Annotated in this window: 17 protein-coding genes; 6 read left to right on the top strand and 11 right to left on the bottom strand. The window is 68.4% G+C overall.

Annotation, left to right across the window (positions count from 1 at the left end; genetic code table 11):
• The first annotated feature begins 43 nt into the window (after positions 1-43).
• Positions 44-643: a TetR/AcrR family transcriptional regulator gene (locus ACZ5IK_RS26825; protein ID WP_465490194.1), complete on the top strand. Its 600-nt coding sequence runs from the start codon at positions 44-46 to the stop codon at positions 641-643.
• On the opposite strand, the gene ACZ5IK_RS26820 is transcribed toward ACZ5IK_RS26825, so the two are convergent.
• Positions 633-1,352, bottom strand: coding sequence for a TetR/AcrR family transcriptional regulator (locus ACZ5IK_RS26820; protein ID WP_465490193.1), 720 nt, complete (start codon positions 1,350-1,352; stop codon positions 633-635). The two genes, ACZ5IK_RS26825 and ACZ5IK_RS26820, sit on opposite strands and share 11 nt — an antisense overlap.
• A gap of 84 nt (positions 1,353-1,436) precedes the next feature.
• Between ACZ5IK_RS26820 and ACZ5IK_RS26815 the strand changes: the two genes are divergently transcribed.
• Positions 1,437-2,903 (top strand): carotenoid oxygenase family protein, encoded by a 1,467-nt coding sequence (locus ACZ5IK_RS26815; protein ID WP_465490192.1) that lies wholly within the window; start codon positions 1,437-1,439, stop codon positions 2,901-2,903.
• Between the two features lie 44 nt (positions 2,904-2,947).
• On the opposite strand, the gene ACZ5IK_RS26810 is transcribed toward ACZ5IK_RS26815, so the two are convergent.
• The 6 genes from ACZ5IK_RS26810 to ACZ5IK_RS26785 all read right to left on the bottom strand — a co-directional run bounded on the left by ACZ5IK_RS26810 (position 2,948) and on the right by ACZ5IK_RS26785 (position 10,799).
• A complete protein-coding gene (locus ACZ5IK_RS26810) occupies positions 2,948-5,713 on the bottom strand; it encodes a DUF5682 family protein (protein ID WP_465490191.1) in 2,766 nt (921 codons plus the stop codon).
• Positions 5,710-6,822, bottom strand: a complete 1,113-nt coding sequence (locus ACZ5IK_RS26805; protein ID WP_465490190.1) for an AAA family ATPase — start codon at positions 6,820-6,822, stop codon at positions 5,710-5,712. Before ACZ5IK_RS26805 ends, ACZ5IK_RS26810 begins: the two co-directional genes overlap by 4 nt.
• A gap of 19 nt (positions 6,823-6,841) precedes the next feature.
• Positions 6,842-8,212 carry a VWA domain-containing protein gene (locus tag ACZ5IK_RS26800; RefSeq protein ID WP_465490189.1) on the bottom strand — a complete coding sequence of 457 codons (1,371 nt, stop codon included), beginning with the start codon at positions 8,210-8,212 and terminating at the stop codon, positions 6,842-6,844.
• A complete protein-coding gene (locus tag ACZ5IK_RS26795; RefSeq protein ID WP_465490188.1) occupies positions 8,209-9,591 on the bottom strand; it encodes a hypothetical protein in 1,383 nt (460 codons plus the stop codon). The genes ACZ5IK_RS26800 and ACZ5IK_RS26795 overlap by 4 nt, the downstream gene beginning before the upstream one ends.
• Entirely contained in the window at positions 9,591-10,088 is a 498-nt protein-coding gene (locus tag ACZ5IK_RS26790; protein WP_465490187.1) for a hypothetical protein, read from the bottom strand. Before ACZ5IK_RS26790 ends, ACZ5IK_RS26795 begins: the two co-directional genes overlap by 1 nt.
• Positions 10,089-10,160: 72 nt before the next feature.
• A complete protein-coding gene (locus tag ACZ5IK_RS26785) occupies positions 10,161-10,799 on the bottom strand; it encodes a haloacid dehalogenase type II (protein ID WP_465490186.1) in 639 nt (212 codons plus the stop codon).
• A gap of 64 nt (positions 10,800-10,863) precedes the next feature.
• Here ACZ5IK_RS26785 and ACZ5IK_RS26780 point away from each other — a divergent pair, with 64 nt between their 5' ends.
• Positions 10,864-11,403 (top strand): CGNR zinc finger domain-containing protein, encoded by a 540-nt coding sequence (locus ACZ5IK_RS26780; protein WP_465490185.1) that lies wholly within the window; start codon positions 10,864-10,866, stop codon positions 11,401-11,403.
• Here the strand turns inward: ACZ5IK_RS26780 and mprA are convergent.
• The 3 genes from mprA to ACZ5IK_RS26765 all read right to left on the bottom strand — a co-directional run bounded on the left by mprA (position 11,384) and on the right by ACZ5IK_RS26765 (position 14,088).
• Positions 11,384-11,785, bottom strand: coding sequence for an MprA protease, GlyGly-CTERM protein-sorting domain-containing form (gene mprA / locus ACZ5IK_RS26775; protein WP_465490184.1), 402 nt, complete (start codon positions 11,783-11,785; stop codon positions 11,384-11,386). The two genes, ACZ5IK_RS26780 and mprA, sit on opposite strands and share 20 nt — an antisense overlap.
• A 262-nt stretch (positions 11,786-12,047) precedes the next feature.
• Positions 12,048-13,025, bottom strand: coding sequence for a hypothetical protein (locus ACZ5IK_RS26770; protein WP_465490183.1), 978 nt, complete (start codon positions 13,023-13,025; stop codon positions 12,048-12,050).
• Between the two features lie 343 nt (positions 13,026-13,368).
• Positions 13,369-14,088: a S1 family peptidase gene (locus tag ACZ5IK_RS26765; RefSeq protein ID WP_101608353.1), complete on the bottom strand. Its 720-nt coding sequence runs from the start codon at positions 14,086-14,088 to the stop codon at positions 13,369-13,371.
• A 349-nt stretch (positions 14,089-14,437) separates the two neighbouring features.
• Between ACZ5IK_RS26765 and ACZ5IK_RS26760 the strand changes: the two genes are divergently transcribed.
• The 3 genes from ACZ5IK_RS26760 to ACZ5IK_RS26750 all read left to right on the top strand — a co-directional run bounded on the left by ACZ5IK_RS26760 (position 14,438) and on the right by ACZ5IK_RS26750 (position 17,143).
• Positions 14,438-14,830, top strand: a complete 393-nt coding sequence (locus tag ACZ5IK_RS26760; RefSeq protein WP_465490182.1) for a hypothetical protein — start codon at positions 14,438-14,440, stop codon at positions 14,828-14,830.
• Positions 14,831-14,878: 48 nt separating this feature from the next.
• Positions 14,879-15,574, top strand: coding sequence for a nitroreductase family protein (locus ACZ5IK_RS26755; protein ID WP_410598570.1), 696 nt, complete (start codon positions 14,879-14,881; stop codon positions 15,572-15,574).
• A 174-nt stretch (positions 15,575-15,748) separates the two neighbouring features.
• Positions 15,749-17,143 (top strand): Gfo/Idh/MocA family protein, encoded by a 1,395-nt coding sequence (locus ACZ5IK_RS26750; protein WP_465490181.1) that lies wholly within the window; start codon positions 15,749-15,751, stop codon positions 17,141-17,143.
• Here ACZ5IK_RS26750 and ACZ5IK_RS26745 read toward each other — a convergent pair.
• Positions 17,136-17,936, bottom strand: coding sequence for an adenylate/guanylate cyclase domain-containing protein (locus ACZ5IK_RS26745; RefSeq protein ID WP_465490180.1), 801 nt, complete (start codon positions 17,934-17,936; stop codon positions 17,136-17,138). The genes ACZ5IK_RS26750 and ACZ5IK_RS26745 overlap by 8 nt on opposite strands.
• Positions 17,937-17,938 lie beyond the last annotated feature (2 nt).

Raw genomic sequence — 17,938 nt, 5'->3', positions numbered from 1 at the left:
TGGCCGCTCCGGCCACCTCCCGACGACATGGCAGAGTGACCGCGTGCCGAAACGTGTCGACCACCAAGAGCGCAGGCGTGAGATCGCGGAGGCGCTCTTCCGGATCGCCGCCGCCCAAGGCCTGCAGGCGGTCACGTTGCGTGCGGTCGCCGCGGAGGCGGGCATCTCGATGAACCTGGTCCAGTACTACTTCCCGACCAAGGAGGAGATGCTGTCGTTCGCCTGGCGGCGGATCGTCGAACTGACCGGCGAGATCGCCGGGAAGACGATCGGCAAGGCCATGGAGACCGGCGACGAACGCGCCATCGTGCGCGCCTACCTGACCGGAGTCCTCCCCGAAGGCGAACGCGGCCGCATGCTGGCCGCCGTGCAGATCGCCTACTTCGCCGTCGACGTCACCCGCGGAAGTCAGGATCCCGACCAGGAACCGCTGCTGCCCCACTTGATCCGCGCGCTCGCGGATCTGCTCGGGAAGGCGCAGGCGAAGGGTGCCATCCCGGCCGACGCCGACCCCCGCCTGGAGGCCTCCACCCTCGCGACGATGTCCGCCGGGCTCGTCACCGGCATCCTGGTCGGCGCCTACGACACGGCACAGGCCGCGGAACTCGTCGACTACCGGCTCGACCGGTTGTTCACCGGCTGACGATCAGTGCCTCGATGCCGTCCAAGATGCGGCCGAGGCCGAATTCGACGTCGCCGTCGTCGATGCCGTCTTCGCCGTAGGCCTCACCGGAGATCACCGCGGCGACGCGCGGGTAGCCCCGCTCCCGCAGGCGCGGCGCGAGGAACTCGGTCAGCGCCGAGGTCCGCTCGGGCGCGCTCGCGTTGACGTCACGCACCAGCGCCGCGGTGCTGCGCACCCAGCCGTCGACGAGCACCACGCAGCCCATCACGTCACGGGTGCTCAGGCCCGTGTCCGCCATCGCTTCCAGGAAGTTCTCCAGCCAGCCCAGCAGGTTCGGCGTGGTCGGCGCGTTGCGCACCGGGAGGTCGATCAGCCACGGGTGACGACGGCAGCGTTCGAGGAGCGCGCGGGCCCAGGCGGTGACCGCGCCCCGCCAGTCGTCGTCCGACGACTCCGGCGGCGGCCCCCACGCCGATTCGGCGACGAGGACGAGCAGCTCTTCCTTGGAGCTCAGGTACCGGTAGAGCGCGTTCGCGGTGATGCCGAGGCGCTTGGCGATCGACGGCATGGACAGGGCCGCGTAGCCCTCCGCGTCGGCCTGCGCGATGGCCGCGTCGACGATCTGTTCGAGGCTGTAGCCCGGTTTCGGCCCGCGCCGGGGCGCCGGGGTGCACCCCCACGCCGGCGCGGTACCCGGCGGCAGCAACTCGATCTTGTCGTCGTCCATCGGGGCATTGTTGCACCCACAACCGGTAAAGGCATACACTGTTCATGGCATACACAGTTAACTTCCGATTGTGGGGGATCGACCATGAACGAACCGAACAGGCGGAACGTGCTCCGGGGAGCGGCGGCACTGGCGATCGGCGGGATGGCCGCGACCTACGGGAGCAGCGGATCCGCCTTCGCCGCGCAAAGTCCGGCGAAGGCTAGCTACCCGTTCGTCGAGGGGGCCTTCGCACCGGTCAAAGAGGAGGTGACCGCGTTCGGCCTGCCAGTCACCGGGCGCGTCCCGAAGGACCTTTGCGGGCGGTACCTGCGCACCGGTCCGAACGTCCTCGGGCTCGAAGATCCGCGCGCTCACCACTGGATGCTGGGCGAGGGCATGGTGCACGGCGTCCGGCTGCGCGACGGGAAGGCCGAGTGGTACCGCAACCGCTGGGTGCGTTCTTCCGGTATCGCGGCGAAACTGGGCGAGCGGTACCCGTGGCCGGTGCCCGAACAGGACTTCGCGCCGAACACGCACGTGATCAGCCACCACGGCCGCATCCTCACCCTGCAGGAGTCCGGCGCCCCGCCGTACGAACTCGACGGTGAGCTGAACACGTTGGGCCCGTTCGATTTCAGCGGCTCACTGGAGGGTTCCTACACCGCGCACACCAAGTTCGACGCCCTCGCCGACGAACTGCACGCGGTGACCTACCACCCGACCTGGGACCACGTGCGGCACCTGATGGTCGACCGGACCGGCCGCGTGGTGCGGACGACCCGGATCCCGGTCACCGACAGTCCGATGATGCACGACTTCGGGCTCACGAAGAACTATGTGGTCGTCTTCGACGTACCGGTCACCTTCGACCCGCAGCCCGGCAAGGTCGTGCCCTACAAGTGGAACACGCATCATCCGGCCAGGGTCGGGGTGATGAAACGCGACGGCGGCCCGGTCCGCTGGTTCGGCGTGGATCCGGTGTTCTACTCGCATACGCTCAACGCCTACGAACAGGGCTCCACGGTGGTGGTCGACCTGACGACGATGCCGGCGCCGTTCGAAGTAGCGGGCAAGCAGGGCTTCGGTGGCCCGTCGGCGTCGGGCCCGCCGGTGCTGGAGCGCTGGACGATCGACCTGGCGCAAGGACGGGTGCGGCGCCGCGTCCTCGACGACCGGCCGCAGGAGTTCCCGCGAGTCAACGAAAGCCTGGTGTCACGACGGCACCGGTACGGCTACTCGGCCTCCCCCGGCGAGTTGTTCGACGTCTACCTGGACAAGCCCGCCGACACCTTCGGCAACGCGCTGATCAAGCACGACTTGTTCAGCGGGCGCTCCGAGGTGCACCGGTTCGGCCGAGGCGCCGACGCGAGCGAGGCGGTGTTCGTACCGTCGTCGCGCGGCAAGTCCGAAGACGACGGTTACGCCCTCGCCTACGTGAACAATCCCGACCGCAACGCCTCGGATCTGGTGATCCTCTCGGCGCAGGACTTCACCGCGAAGCCGTTGGCCCGCGTCCATCTGCCGAGGCCGGTGCCGCTGGGCTTCCACGGCAGCTGGGTCGCGGACTGAGGGATCGGGTGGTCGGCCGGCTGCCCGGCCGACCACCTTCGGAGTCATACCCCGGTGAGCACCTCCTCCAGCGCCGCGGCGGTGTCCGGGTACTGACCGAGCAGCGTCAAGCCCGTGGGCCCGGCGCTCCCCCATGGCTCATCGCAGCCCAGCAGATCCGCCACGGCATCGCAGGTCGCCGGATGCGCGGCCAGCAACGCGAGGCCGCTTCCCCCGGTCTTCCTCGCCATCGTGACCGGCTCCGGCTGGTTCTTCCAGGGCGGAACCCATTCGTCGAGCGCCGCGAGCCTGCTGGGGAACAGCCGTCCGGCTTCGCGCACGAGGAGCGGCACGAGCTCCGCACCTCGTGACCGCAACGTCGTGATCAGGGTCGGCAGCCACGGCAGCAGTAACCTGTCCGGGAGCTCGGCGAAGGCGTTCGACACCGCCTCGACGACGAAGTCGGCCAGCCCCGGAGCCGGTTCCAGCGCGTGGACGAACCCGCTGAGGTAGCGCGGATAAGCCGGGAGCACCATCGGGTTGGCCAGCAGCCCGGCGCAGCGCTCACGCAGTTCCGCGCGCGAGAGATGCCCGAGCTGCACCTGCGCCGCCCACAGCAGCGCCACCTTCGACGGCTCCTGCGGATGCGATCCGGCGATCGCCAGCTCCAGCTGGGTGCGGTCGCAGCCCAGTGACAAGGCGAGCGCCTCCATGCTGAACAGGAAGCCCAGCATCGCGGCGACCTGCTCGACGCCGGCCTCCTCGTCGGTGAAGGCCGCCGGGAGCAGCGTGCAGTAGTGCGCGTACCCCGTCTTGACGAAGTCCTCGATCCACCGGGGCAGCACCGGCTCGCTGGTCCGGTAGTGGGCCAGCAGCCGCCGCACCCGGCGCAGGACCTCCGGCGCGCCGTCGACGGTTCGCTCGGTGGACAGCACCTCCAGAGCACGCGTGCCCAGCTCTCCCGCCAGCCGGGCGCTGCGCAAGTAGAGCGTCGCGTCCTCGACGGTTCCGAGCACCTTCGCCGCGGTGCCCTGAGGGTGGTAGGCCGCGCGGCGAAGACGTTGTTCCAGCACCTGTTCGATGCTGACGCCCTCGTAGCCCAGCTCGATGAGGGCTCGCTGGTGCGTGCCCAGCGCCAGATCCCACGACTCCTGGATCGGCCGTTCGCCGAGCCGCCGCTCCCCCATGATCGGCCGCGCCGCGCCGTGCGGCATCAGGTACCGCAGCATCCACAAGAGGTCGGAGCAGGGTTCCAGCTCCGGCCGCGAGGCGATGTCGAGCAGCGCCCGCTGCACGCCTCGTTGCTGCAGCTTGAGATCCAGGGGTTCGAGCCTGTCGTGCACGTCGCGAGCCAGCGGCGGCAGCGCGTCGTAGCCGACCTGGCCGATCCGGTCGCCGCCCATCATGATCTCGACGATGCGGCGCACGTCGCGCCTGCCCGGTACGACGTCCTTCTCGATGCACGTGACCGCCGCGTCCTGGAAGTCGTACGGTGTGGGCTTCGCCCGGTCGCGCAGCCCGGCCAGCAGGATCGAGGTCTCGAACACCGCGATGGCGTCGGCCGTCGAGGACAGATAGCCGTTGCGGCGCGCCGCCCGCACGACCTCGACCGACCAGCCCAGCAGTTCGGCCTCGTCCAGCCGGTCCAGCACCGGAGGCCGTTGCAGGAACCCGGAAAGCTGATCCGATGGATCCACTGCCACCGGATCCGGCGTGGGCGAGGGCAGCTCCGCGGCCTTCTTCCGCTTCGGACCGCCCACCTGCCCGTCCAACTGGAACTGCTTGACCTTGGTGCGTTTGAGGTTCTTCGCCCACTCGGTCGCGGCGATCGACACCGATCCCCCGGCGAGGCCGAACTGCGCCTCGATCGACGTGTGGCTCGACGGGATCAGCCCGTACTGCCAGGTGCTCGCGCTGCGCGGGCTGATCACGAACCCGTCCGTGCCCTCGACGCCGAACTCCGCGACCCGGCTGGCCGCGTGGAACGCGCCGCAGACGTAGAGGCAGTCCGCGGGATCGGCGCCCGAAGCCGCGAGGTGCTCACGCATCCGGGTCCACATGTAGCGCTCGCGATCCTCGTCCACCCGCACGCGGCGGGTGTCCCCGGGAGCGAGGCGACGGAACAGGCTGCCGATCAGGAACATGACCTGGCGGTAGGTGTCGTGGTCGCTGTCGCCGAGCGGCAGTTCGACGTATTGGTGCCACCACTCCGACCAGTGCCGGACCCGCCCGTGCCGCAGCAGGTGTTCCTCGAGTTCGGCGAACCGCGGCCGCAGATCGCCGATCTCGACGCCGACCGCGTCACCGTGCAGCGCGGCCTCTTCCTCGGCGGGCGGCGCGTCCGGATCCGGGGTCGGCTCACGCTCGTCCCACTGGAAGACGTGGTCGGCCGACCGGTCGACGAGAACGAGTTCGACGCCCGGCGTGTCGAGGGCGTACGCGATCGCTTGGTATTCCGCCGACGCCTCGGTGATCGGCGCGACCACCGACAGCGGCGCCCACTCGGCCGGGAAGCCCTTCACGTCCGTCGCGAACGCCTGCACCGCCACGGGAAGACGGCAGTTGCGCAGCTCGGTCAGCAGCGGCGCCATGTCCTCGCACAGTTCGAGGAAGACCACCTTCGGCTGTTTCTCCCGCAACCGCCGCGCCATCGACACGGCCGAAGCCGGGGAATGGTGGCAGACCGGGAAGATCTCCAGAGGCTCCCGCACCGCGCGGTCGACGTCGTCGACGAGCCCGAGCAGGATGCCCTCCAGTGCGCCGGGCCCGTCGGCGAAGGCGGCCGCGGCCTCCTGCAACTGGCCGCGCAGCGCCTCGAAGGCGCCGCTCACGAGAGGGTGGCGATCGCGTCGCGGCCGCCGTCGAGGAACTCCGGCCAGTCCCCGCCCTCGTCCTTGCTGCGCGGCTCGACGACACCGTGCAGATACTTGTTGAGGATCGCCAGATCCTCCGGCTCACGACGAGCGAGCGAGCCGACGAGCGAGGACGCTAGTGCACGCGCGGTCAACGCGCTCTCGCCGAAGAAGTTGCTGTGCAGTACCGCGTCTTCGAGCACGCCGATCTGCTCGGCGGTCGACAACGCGGACTCCAGCTTCTCGTCGTCGCTGCCCGCCGACGCCGCCGCGGCGCGCAGGTCGCCGAAGCTGCGCAGCAGGACGTCCAGCAGCGTCGGCGGCACGTCCAGCTCGATCTGGTGGCGGCGCAGGAGTTCCTCGGTGCGGAAACGGACGATCTCCGCCTCGCTCTTCTTGTTCGTCACCACCGGGATGCGGACGAAGTTGAACCGTCGCTTGAGCGCCGACGACAGGTCGTTGACACCGCGGTCGCGGCTGTTGGCGGTGGCGATCACCGAGAAGCCCGGCTTGGCGAAGACGATGCCGTCGCTGTCCAGTTCCGGCACGGAGATGTACTTCTCCGACAGGATCGAGATCAGCGCGTCCTGCACGTCGCTGGTGGACCGGGTCAGCTCCTCGAACCGGCCGATCGAGCCCGCCTCCATCGCGGTCATGATCGGCGACGGGATCATCGAATCGCGGGACTGGCCCTTGGCGATGACCATCGACACGTTCCAGGAGTACTTGATGTGGTCTTCGGTGGTGCCCGCGGTCCCCTGCACGACGAGCGTGGAGTTCCGGGAGATCGCCGCGGCCAGCAATTCGGCGAGCCAGCTCTTGCCGGTACCAGGGTCACCGATCAGCAGCAGCCCGCGGTCGGACGCGAGGGTGACGATGGCCCGCTCGACGATGCTCCGGTCGCCGAACCACTTCTGCGAGATCTCACGGTCGAGGCCGTCGGCGCGCTCGGCGCCGAGGACGAACAGGCGGACCATCTTCGGGGACAGGCGCCAGGCGAACGGTTTGGGGTTGTCGTCGACCGACTCCAGCCAATCCAGTTCTTCGGCGTACTTGAGTTCGGCGGGGGCGCGCAAGACGTCGGACATGTCGTGCCTTTCGAGAAGTTCAGGAGGTGAGGAAGGTCTTGAGTTCGTGGACGAGCTTGGTGATGTGGCCGGAGATCACCGGGGTGCCGAGGTCCTTGAAGCGCTCGCGGAACCACGGGTTCACGCTGCCTCGTCCGGCGCTGGTGACCGAGCCGACCGGGATGAACTTCGCCCCGGACCGGTGGATCGCGGCCATGCTCTCGAAAAGCTGCTCGACGCGGGTCTCGTAGAAGTCGGAGATCCAGACCACCACGGTGTTGGCGGGCTCGGCGATCTTCGGCTGGGTGAGACCCATCGCGACCATGCCGTCGTTGCCGCCGCCGAGGTTGGTGCGCAGCAGGGTTTCGAACGGATCGTGCACCCACGGCGTGAGGTCGAGCGCCTGGGTGTCATAGGCGATCAGGTGAACGTCCACTTTGGGCAGTCCGGCGAAGATCGAGGCCAGGACGGCGCAGTTGACCATCGAGTCGACCATGGAACCGGACTGGTCGACGACCGCGATGAGCCGCTGCGGTGTGGTCTTCTTCGCGGTCTGCTTGTAGTAGAGGCGATCGACGTAGAGCCGTTCCTCTTCCGGGCTCCAGTTCGTGAGGTTCTTCCAGATGGTGCGATCGAGGTCGAGGTTGCGGAACACGCGTTTGGGCGGGACCGAGCGGTCCACCTTGCCTGTCGAGGCTTTCTCGACCTGGGTTCGCAGGACCTCGGCGATCTCGTCGACGTAGCGGCGGATCAGCGACTTGGCGTTGGCCAGCGCCACTCCGGACAGGTTGTCCTTGTCCCGCAACAACTGTTCGATGAGCGACATACTCGGGCTCAGCTTCGCCGCGAGCGCCGGATCGGCGAGGACCTCGCGCAGATGCATCCGCTTGACGAGATCCGCCTCGATGCCACCGAGCTCCGGACCGATCGCCGGGAGCAGCGTGCTCAGGTCAGGAGCGCCGCCCCCGCCGGTGCCGCCGAGACCGGTCGGGGCTCCGCCCGGGCGTCCGCCACGCAGCTCGCCCGGACGGCAGCCCAGCGCGCGCTCGAACCAGCCCGCGTCGGCCTGCCAGCAGGACAACTGGCTGGCGGTCACCGTGGGGGGCGCCGGGGCGAAGACGTTGAGCAGCACTTTTGAGACCAGTGCCGCACGACGCACCTCCGCGGCCTTGTCCCGGCCGTCCTCGGCTTCGGGAACCATCAACCCGTCGAACTCGGCGGCCAGCTCCGGATGACGCTGGACGATCGAGTCGACGGCGACGTTCGGGTCCAGCAACGCGGACGGCAGGCCGATGTCCTCGACCACGGCCACACTCGCCGATTCGAGCGCGGCCTGCTCGTCGTTGTCGAAGAGCCGGGCGAGCAGCCGCCAGTACAGGACCTGGCGGCGGTTGTCCTCGGATTCGGTCATTTCCGCAACAGCCTTCCGGCACGCTCGCGCAGCACGGCCGCGGCGTCGGTGGCCGCCTTCTCGGCTTTCACCCCGGCCTTGTCCGTGGTGCCCCCGGCCCACGCCCCGGCGTGGACGGCCGTGGTCTTCTTGCGCACGGTGGTCTCCACCGCGAGCGGCTGGAGCCGGAAGCCGCCGTCATCCCACCGGATCAGGCCGATGCACGCGCTCGATCCCGCGACCGCCTTCGGGGTCAGCGGACCGGCGGCAGGGATGCGATCGGTCTCGACGGCGAGGTGGTTCCCCGCGAACGTGAACGAGAGCGCGTCCTCGTCGCCTTCAGTGCTGTAGCCCTCCAGGAAGACGGGGACGGCGATACGCGCCGGATGCCGGTCCAGTGCGGCGACCGACGGCATGACGACCTTCGGCAGGATGACACGCGCGGTGGCGAAAGCGTCCGCGGGCTCGCCAAGACGGGCGAACTCGTCCTGCCAGAGAAGGTCGCCCTCCGCGGTCACCGGCATGTCGACGAGGTCCATCGAGCGCCCCTCGCCTGCCGCCGCGAGCAGGGACAGATGCGGGCGCAGCAACTGCCAGATCCCGGCTCCGATGATCGTGTCCGGCTTCGGCACGGTCACGCTCGCGCGGACGAGGCGTGGCGCGGTGCCGTCCTCCGGTTCGACCACCCCATGGACCTGGGCCTGCGCGGCCGTCGAGTGCTCCAGCAGGTCCACCCCGAGCGGGAGCAGACGGCCGGTGACGGTCCCGATCGCAGGCGTCGCCACCACGCCGGGCACGGTCAGCAGCATCCCGCGCGACCACAGGTCACCCCAGCGCCGGACAGGGATGCGATCCAGCGCCGCACCGGGACAGGACGCCGCAAGCTCGGCCGCGAAGCCATCGAGCAGGAGGGCCAGCCGTCGAAGGCCCGCTTCCGCGAGCAGTGCGGAGATCACCGGCGCCGAGGCCGAGACCAGATCGTGGTCGATCCCCTGCCAGCCTGCCCGGGCAAGGTCCGACAGCCAGGAACGAGCCGCGGCCAGCAAATTCGGCGACTCGGCACCGGCCGTGCCCGGGACGGTGTCCTCATCGGACGTTCGGCCGGTCGCCTCGGCCACCCGGGCGACGAGTGCGTCATGCACCGAGCCGAACACCGCGATCCGCGCCGCAGCAAGGGAAACGAAGTGTTCCTCCCCCGCCGCACCGGCCGCTGTCTTCTCGGCAGCCTCGGTGACCCGCGCCGCCAGCGGTGATCCGGCGACGGCGTCCGCCAGCTCGGTCAATCCGGCGATCCGCTGAGGGCGAAGCAGTCCGGCGACAAGAACCTGATCGAAGGCGTCGACGGTCGCCAACGCCTCGTCGAGACCGGCGATGGGGTCGGTGAGCAGATCGGTGCGCATCACACCACCGCCCTGGTCGGCGGGAACCACTGGAGTTCCGGCACGGGCGCCGTCGACGGCTCGAATTCCAGGTACGCCAAGTGCCGCAGGAACTGGCTGAACACGGACGCGGCGGCGGTGTTGTCCCCCTGGGACGGCCGGGTCGCGCTCATGGTCTGCGAGATGGCTTGCGCGGTCAATTCGTCAGGCTCCACACGCAAATAGCGCGCGACGCGCTCGGCGCCGTATTGAAGGGTGGCTTCGTTGAGCAAGGCGAGGATGTGATTACAGAACATTCCCCGCACCCCGCCACAGGGCCGGTTGTTGTTGGTACTGCAGGCGAATTCGTACGTACTCGCCGCGACCGACGAGACGTACACCCGCCCGATGTCCGATCCGCTGGACACCACGCCCTGCACCCGTCCGTCGGCCAGTTCGACGAACGGGACCTTCGCGAGCTTGCGCGGGCGAGCGGGTGCCAACACCCGTGCCGTGCTCGCTCTTTCCCAGTCTGACAACGCATCTTCTCCTTGCGGGGGTGCCTCGGTGGGGACTGGGATGAACCTAGCGGGAGGCACCGACAGTTCTGATCAAGCGTGCCGTTCGCCGAGCTGAGCGGCCAGATCGAGGAGGTCGTCGGCGTAGAAGTCGAAGCGATCGGTCTCCGACGGAGGGTCCCCGACGGGCCTGGCGACATAGGCGGTCCGCAAACCGACGCTCTGCGCGCCCCGCAGATCCCACGCGTGGGCGGCGACCATCAGCAGCCGCTCCGGCGGGGCGCCGGATACCTTGACGGCCAGTTCGTAGACGGCCGGGTCCGGCTTGTAGGACTGTGCTTCTTCGGCGGAGAGCGCTTGATGCCAGCGGAGGCCCGCGTGGGCGTTCATCCGGAGCAGGGTCGTCCGGCTGGCGTTGGAGAGCCCGATCAGAGGGTAGTGCTCAGCGAGCCGGGCAAGCCCTTCGACGGTGTCGGACCAGGGCGGCATCCTGCGGCCCGCCTTCGCGAGCGTATCCGTTTCGGCGGCTTCGCGGTCGAGGACATCGCTCGCGGCGTACGGCCTCTCCCCTGCGACGATGCGCCGCTGCTCGGTTTCGAGATGGGCAAGCCATCGTTCGACCAGCTCGTACGCGTCAGCATCCGGCTGGGCTTCCCGGATGGCCGCGCGGATCCCGGCCGGTTCATCGACGAGCGTGCCGAGTATGTCGAACACCAAGGCGTCGATCTCCACGGACAACCTCCCGGTAAGGGTTAAAGTAACGGTTAACCGCGAACGTACGAGAGGCTGGTAAGGGATGCAAGTAGCGTTAGACAATTACGTCTGGGCGGCGGGCATCGCTACTGAGCTGGTCCTCACCTCTCCTGAGGTCTGGCACGGCGAAGAACACCTGCCCGATCTGGCCGCCTTCGCCGACCTTCACTCTCTGCCCGCCCCCACCCGGCCCGGCGAACTGCGGGCCGTCCATCGGCTGCGCGCCACGGTGCGGGAACTGATCGATCAGCCGGACCGAGCACACCTAATCTCCGGAGCGTCTGCGCTCACCTCGACGGCCGGCCACGTGACCCTTCACGGCGACAGCTCGCGATGGGCCGTATCGCCACAACCGGGCGCGACGGTCACCGACACGCTGTCCCTGATCTGCGGCATCGGGATCCTCGGTGTCGTCCAGACTCTCGGCGCCGAAAGGTTTCGTGCGTGTGGCGCCCCTACTTGCCGCGGCGCGTTCATCGACACTACGCGGCCCGGGCGGCGTCGCTATTGCATGCCGGGGTTGTGCGGGAACCGCGTCAACGTGGCCAACCACCGGGCACGCTTCAAGCATCGCGACGTTTGAAAGCGGCCAATCCGGCGATCAGCACCAGCGCCGCCCCGATCGGCGAAAGAACGTATGCGTCGTTCGTCCCTGCCAGCTGTGGCGGCAGATTCGACGGCATGAACGAGGCGACACGTTCTCCGAGCGATGACGGGAGAAAGTGCGCGAAAATCGGGATCACCAGCAGCACAGCGCCGAGGGTGACCAGAGTTCTGGTCGTCGAGCGCAGGAGCAGTCCGAGCCCCAGTGCGACGAGAGCGGCGACGACCACGGCGACACCGGTCGCCGCCACGGACGGGATGGCATCACCCACCGAATCCCATGGGTTGAAGGGCCGCGGCCGGTCACCGAGGATGGCTCTAGCGGCGAAGAACGACAGGAACGCTGTCGAAACTGCAGACACGTGATCGAGCCCAGCTGGCGATCATCGCTTACGAGAGCGGGCTGACTTACGCCTCGGGGGCTTCGAACCCCTCGTCCTTCCCGATGCGAACCGATGAATGTCGTTACAGATGTCCCGCTTGGACCCCGCCTTCGGCCAAGGCGAGGTCCTCACCAGTGAGCTCTCAAGGAACGACAGAACTCACTGGTGAGCCGATGGCATCGTCATCTCCCGCGAATCAGCGGCCCGTGGCTTAGGAGCTGCTTCGCTTCTCTGCGCGCGGTCAGCCGAGTCCACTCCACCTGACCGGGTGGTACTGATTGCCGCTCTGACCCACCGCCGTACCGGAACCATTGATTGCCCAAGCGGCACCGGTTTCGTCGCTGGGGAGTACGGCGAGACTGATCGTGCTTCCATCCGAGTTCCAGGCAACCGGCTGGTAGGTACCGGATGGGCTTTGTGACACACCGACGACGACGCCCTCGTCGTTGATGTCGTTGGCCCAGCTCACCGTGGAGCCGATGACGGCGATGGTGCCGTCGGTGTTCCACCGGACCGCGTGTTGGATCGCGTCCGCACCGCGGGCGTAGCCGACAACCTGCCCGAGGGCGTTGATGCCGTTGGCGCGGCTGTCGATTCCACCAGGCAAGGTTCCCAGGTCAGTGACCGTGCCGTCGGGGTTCCAGCGAGTGGCGCGGACCCGCAGACCGCCTCCCATCGAGGTGCCGACGACCGTGCCGTCCGCGCCGACCGCGGCTCCCATGCTCGTCGTGTATCCCCCCGGCAGGGGCGGAAGCTCACTGAACCCGCCGGTGGCGTCCCAACGCAGGCCGCGGGTGAAACCGGCGGATCCGTTGAACCCGTATCCGATGATCACACCGGCGTTGTTGACGTCTTCCGCCCAGCTGTCGCCGTAACCCGGCGGCAGGCCGAGGGCGGTGATCGCGCCATTCGGGCCCCAGGCGACCGGGTGCTGGAGATTGTCAGCATCCGACGAGGACGAGCCGACGACCACACCGGCATCGTTGATACCTCTGGCACCGCTCACGGTACCCCCCGGCAACGTCCCGAGATCGGTGATCGTGCCGTCGGTGTTCCATCTCGCCGCGTGCTGCCAGCTGAACTCACTACCAGCCGACCCCACGGCCGTACCGGCGGCATTGACAGCCGACGCGATGCCCCGGTCCGCTCCAGGCAGGAAGCCGAGATCGGTGACCGCGGCATCCGCCGACGCGGGCGCGGCGAAAAGAGTGGTCGCCACGAGCGCACTGCCCACGGTCGACAACAAACGAAGATTCATCAAAGCCCCCAGACTCATGGTGACGAACGAGCAGACTCTAGCGCGTCGGCGGCTGAGCCAGGGGAAGAACCAGACGTTCGTCTACGAGACGGCTTCGAATTTCGTAGTTCGTCGCGATCACCCAGAGGTCCGGGCTTGAGGTGGGAACCAGTCGTGTTCCTATCGCCCAGCCATAACGTTGGTCAGCAGCAACAGAACCCCGACGCACCAGAACACGTCAAGCTAGCCAACAAGAGCCGCGATACAGCAAAATCCGGAGCCCTCCCCGGCAACCGCCGAGAAGGGCTCCGCTCACACCAAAGGATCAGACGCCGGCGATCTGCTGAATCCAGGGCCGGTACCGCGTGATGTTCGTGTACGCCGTGGTCGTCTGGCGGTCACTGGTCGACGCGACGCCGACCTGACGGCCGGAGGCGAACATCGGGCCACCCGAGTCTCCACCGGCGGTGATGCCGTCGCCGCGGCTCGCGCACACCGCGATGCCGCCGTTGTAGTCACGGCACGCGACCGAGGTGACCCGGACGTTGGCGACCTTCAGGTAGCGCGACTGGCAGTTGATCTCCGAGCCGCACTGGCTGGTCGCGCCCCAGCCGTAGACCTGCACGGTCTGGCCGACGGAGACGTTGGCGGTGGTGCCCAGCGGCGAGTACGTGGCCGTCACCGGCGCGGTGAGCTTCACGATCGCGAGGTCCGCGCTGGCATGGCGGGTCACGGTCGAGCCGGTGGCCATGGTGCCGCCGCTCTGCTGGTCGAGGCTGCCGATCCGGAAGGTGAACGTGCCGGCGCTGGCCACGCAGTGCTTCGCGGTCAGGATGTACTGCGGCGCGATGATCGTCGAGGTACACGTTTGCCGGCCGTTGGCGAAGAGTCTGGCTGCCCAGGGGCCGCTCGACGCGTTCTGGCCGCCGATGATCATCGGCTGGACATCGGAGGACGGTTCCGCGGCGGACGCCACGGGGGCGGTCACGCCGAGCATCGCCGCGAAGGCGGTGCCGGCGATAAGGGCGAATGAGCGCAGTCGCATGGTTCCGACTCATTTCTGCGGCGAGGGACACTGCCGCGTACCGAGGGAAGGATCGGCCGATTCTGTTACGCGGCAAAGGAAATCGGACACCTCCGAAAGTCGCGTAGAAGGTACCTATCTTTCCGTTTCGGCTACCGTTAGGTGTTTGGTCCGGGTATCCGGGCCATGCCGTCTATGCCGGCCGGGCGATGTATGGCCCGATCGGCGGCCGTCTACCCAGACAGATGGCGGCATAACTCTAGGGACATAGTGTCAAATTGAGTGGCCTCAAGGCATTCCTCCTGCGACGATCGCGCAGCGGGACTGATGCGACGGAACGGAAAGATGGGCGAAAAGGAGGACGGCCGAGGTGGACGCGATCGAGATCGATTGGGGCGGCACCAGCGATCGCCGGCCCACCCCCGACGAGGTCGCCTTCATGCGAGAGCTCGACTCACTCGTACCCGAGCTCGACTACTGGCTGCACGAAGACGAAGACGGGACTCCCTGGCTCCTGGTCTCACTGGACATCCTCTACGAGGGCAGCATTTGCGACACCTTACGGCTGGACTTCGACAAGCGCGGTATCCGCGGCGGCTGGAGCCCGGCTTGCCTGAACTGGGACGACGGCGTACGGGCCGAGGTGGCTCTGATCGACGTCGGCGAGGCGGACGGTTTGTCCTGGCTGACGAACGAGGCCTCGCCCGCCGAGCTGGCCGAGCGCGCCGCAGACTGGTTCCAACGCCCGAAGAAACGGTACTGAGCACTACAAGGCTTCCGGAAAGCCCTGTCCACCATCACAATCGGGATCATGACCGCAGCACAGTGGACCCCGACCTACGGCGACCCCTTCGAGCCGGTGCCCTACCACCCCGCCCGCATGTCCGCGGACGAATCGCTGGCCACCGCCGCCGATCTGCGCCGCCGCATGGACACCCGCCGCACCGTGCGGATGTTCTCCACCGACCCGGTGCCCGAGCAGGTGCTGGTGGACGCCATCGCGGTGGCCTCCACCGCGCCCAGTGGCGCGCATCAGCAGCCGTGGACCTTCGCCCTCATCAAGGACCCCGCGACCAAACAGCGGATCCGCGAGGCCGCCGAGGAGGAGGAACGCGTCTCCTACGAGGGCAGGCTCGGCGAGGAGTGGCTGTCCGCCTTGCGGCCACTGGGCACCGACGCCGTCAAGACCCACCTCACCGACGCCCCGTACCTCATCGTGGTCTTCCAGCAGCGCTACTTCCTCGACGAGGACGGCACCAAGCACAAGCACTACTACGTCGACGAGTCGGTGGGCATCGCGGTCGGGATGCTGCTCACGGCGTTGCACCTGTCCGGGCTGGCCGCGCTGACGCACACGCCGTCGCCGATGCGGTTCCTCGGCGAGCTTCTGGAGCGGCCGCAGAACGAGAAGGCGTTCGCCGTCATTCCGGTCGGTTACCCGGCGGACGACTGCGTGGTGCCGAACCTCGTGCGCAAGTCGATCGACCAGGTGCTGATCCGCCGCTGACCCCGCGCGTGACCCGGGTGCGTACGCGCACCCGGGTTGCGCGAAACATCCGATTCCACACAGTCAAACTGCGCATTAGTGCAGTTTACTGCTCACTTTGACGCATCTCTTGACATATCTGGCGGCGATTGGACACAGTCTGGGCACCGAAGGCGACACGAAGGAGTGTTCTTCATGGCCGACCTGCCCTCTGTTTCCCGGCGGACCCTGTTCGGTGGCGCGCTCGCCGCCGGAGCGCTCGCCGCGATCCCGGTGAGCGCCGACGCCGCAGAGACCACCGGTGCGGAAAGTTCACCTCGCCGTCCTGGTCAGCGCAGCATGATCGGGGTGCCGTTCGAGCGGCACCAGACCGTCCGGATCGGGCTCATCGGGCTCGGGAACCGCGGGATGTCCATGATCGGCGGGTGGAGCGCCGTACCGGGCGCGGTGGTCACCGCGGTCTGCGACATCCGCGCCGAGCGGGCGAAGGCCGCGGCGGACAAGCTCGCCGCCGACGGGCGACCGCGGCCTGCCGAGTACGGCGGATCCGCCGACGCCTACAAGAAGATGCTCTCCCGCACCGACATCGACCTCGTCTACATCGCGACGCCGTGGGAGTTCCACTACCCCCAGGGCAAGGCCGCGCTGGTCTCTGGCAAGCATGTCGGGATCGAGCTGCCCATCGCCACCGAGCTCGACCAGCTGTGGGACCTCGTCAACACCAGCGAGCAGACCCGCAAGCACCTGTTCCTCGCCGAGAACTGCAGCTACGGCCGCAACGAACTGGCCATCCTCAAGATGGCGCACGAGGGCGTCTTCGGCGAGGTCACCAACGGGCACGGCGGCTACCTGCACGACCTGCGCGAACTGCTGTTCTCCGACACGTATTACACCGACGCGTGGCGCCGCAAGTGGCACACCCGCAGCACCGCGAGTTTCTATCCGATGCACGGGCTCGCCCCGATCGCGGCCTGCATGGACGTCAACCGCGGCGACCGGTTCGCCACGCTGCGCGCCACGGCGACCGAGCCGAAGGGGCTCGCCGACTACCGGAAGCGGCACATGCCGCCGGGTCACCCGTCGTGGAAAGAGACCTACATCAACGGTGACCTGGTCAGCTGCCTGATCGAGACCGAGCAGGGGCGGATCATCCGCGCCGAGCACGACGTCAGCTCGCCGCGTCCGTACAGCCGCATCAACAGTCTCGCGGGCAGCCGCGGCATCGTGGAGGACTACCCCGCGCGTATCTACGTGGAGCCCGACCACAGCGGTCACGCGTGGAAGGACTTCGGGCCGTACCGCGACCGCCACGATCACTGGCTCTGGAAGAAGCTCAAGGACGACCCGAACCTCGGCGGTCACGGCGGCATGGACTACGTACTGCAATGGCGGATCGTGCAGCAGATGCGCGCCGGGCTGGTACCCGACATCGACGTCTACGACTCCGCGGCCTGGTGCTCGCCCGTACCGCTGAGCGTGGTCTCGCTGGCCCGCGGCGGGAAACCGGTCGCGGTGCCGGACTTCACGCGCGGTGGCTGGTCGAAGCCCCGGGCGGGGCTGGATTCGCAGCCGTCGGACATGCCTAAGTAGCCGAATAGCGAGGTACGACGCGGTAGACCTGGAGATCCTTCGGGGTCCCCTTGGCACGGAAGTTCCGGCGCGGGCGCACGATGACGGCGTCCGCGTCGAGTTCTTCCACCACGCTTCCGCTGGCCAGCACCTCGTCGCCGTCCGCGGCCGCCATGATCCGGGCGGCGATGTTCACGTCGACGCCGAGGTAGTCGTTGCCGACCCGCTGTGGGTTGCCCCGATGCAGGCCCGCCCGCAGGTGCGGCAGGTAGCCCTCCGCCTTGATCACGCTCACGGCGGAACACGTCTCGTAGGCGGCGTTCACCGCCTCGCCCGGGTCGGCGAACACGGCCATAACGCCGTCGCCGAGCCCCTTGACGACGCTCCCCCGGTGCCCGGTGACGATCGACTCGGTGACGTCGGCGACCGCGCGGAGCAGCTCGAGGACGCGGTCGTCGCCGGCGTGCAACGCCCAGGTCGAGAAGCCGACGAGGTCGGTGAACAGCACCGTAATGCCGTTCGCGGCCAACGGCTGGTTCCCGGACCGGCGGACGGCCTGCCAGGCCTGCACCGCGGCCAGCCCCAGCTCACGGGAGGCGCTGGGGCGATCGGCTCCCGCCTCGGTGAGCAGCCGGGCGAGTCTGTCCGACGAACGGCCGGTCGACGGCGCCAGCGGGTCACCGGGCGCGTCTTCCCCCGGGACGAGCTTGCGGAGGAACCGCGCGCCGCGCACCAGTTCGCCACGCTGGTCCGTCGCCCGCAGGAACTTGCGGGTCCGGAGGTGCCATGGCTCGGGTCGGTCGGTCACGATCATGA

Source organism: Amycolatopsis sp. NPDC031561 (genome assembly GCF_055580625.1).
Note: the sequence above shows the minus strand (reverse complement) of the source record. Positions and strands in the feature narration are given on the sequence as shown.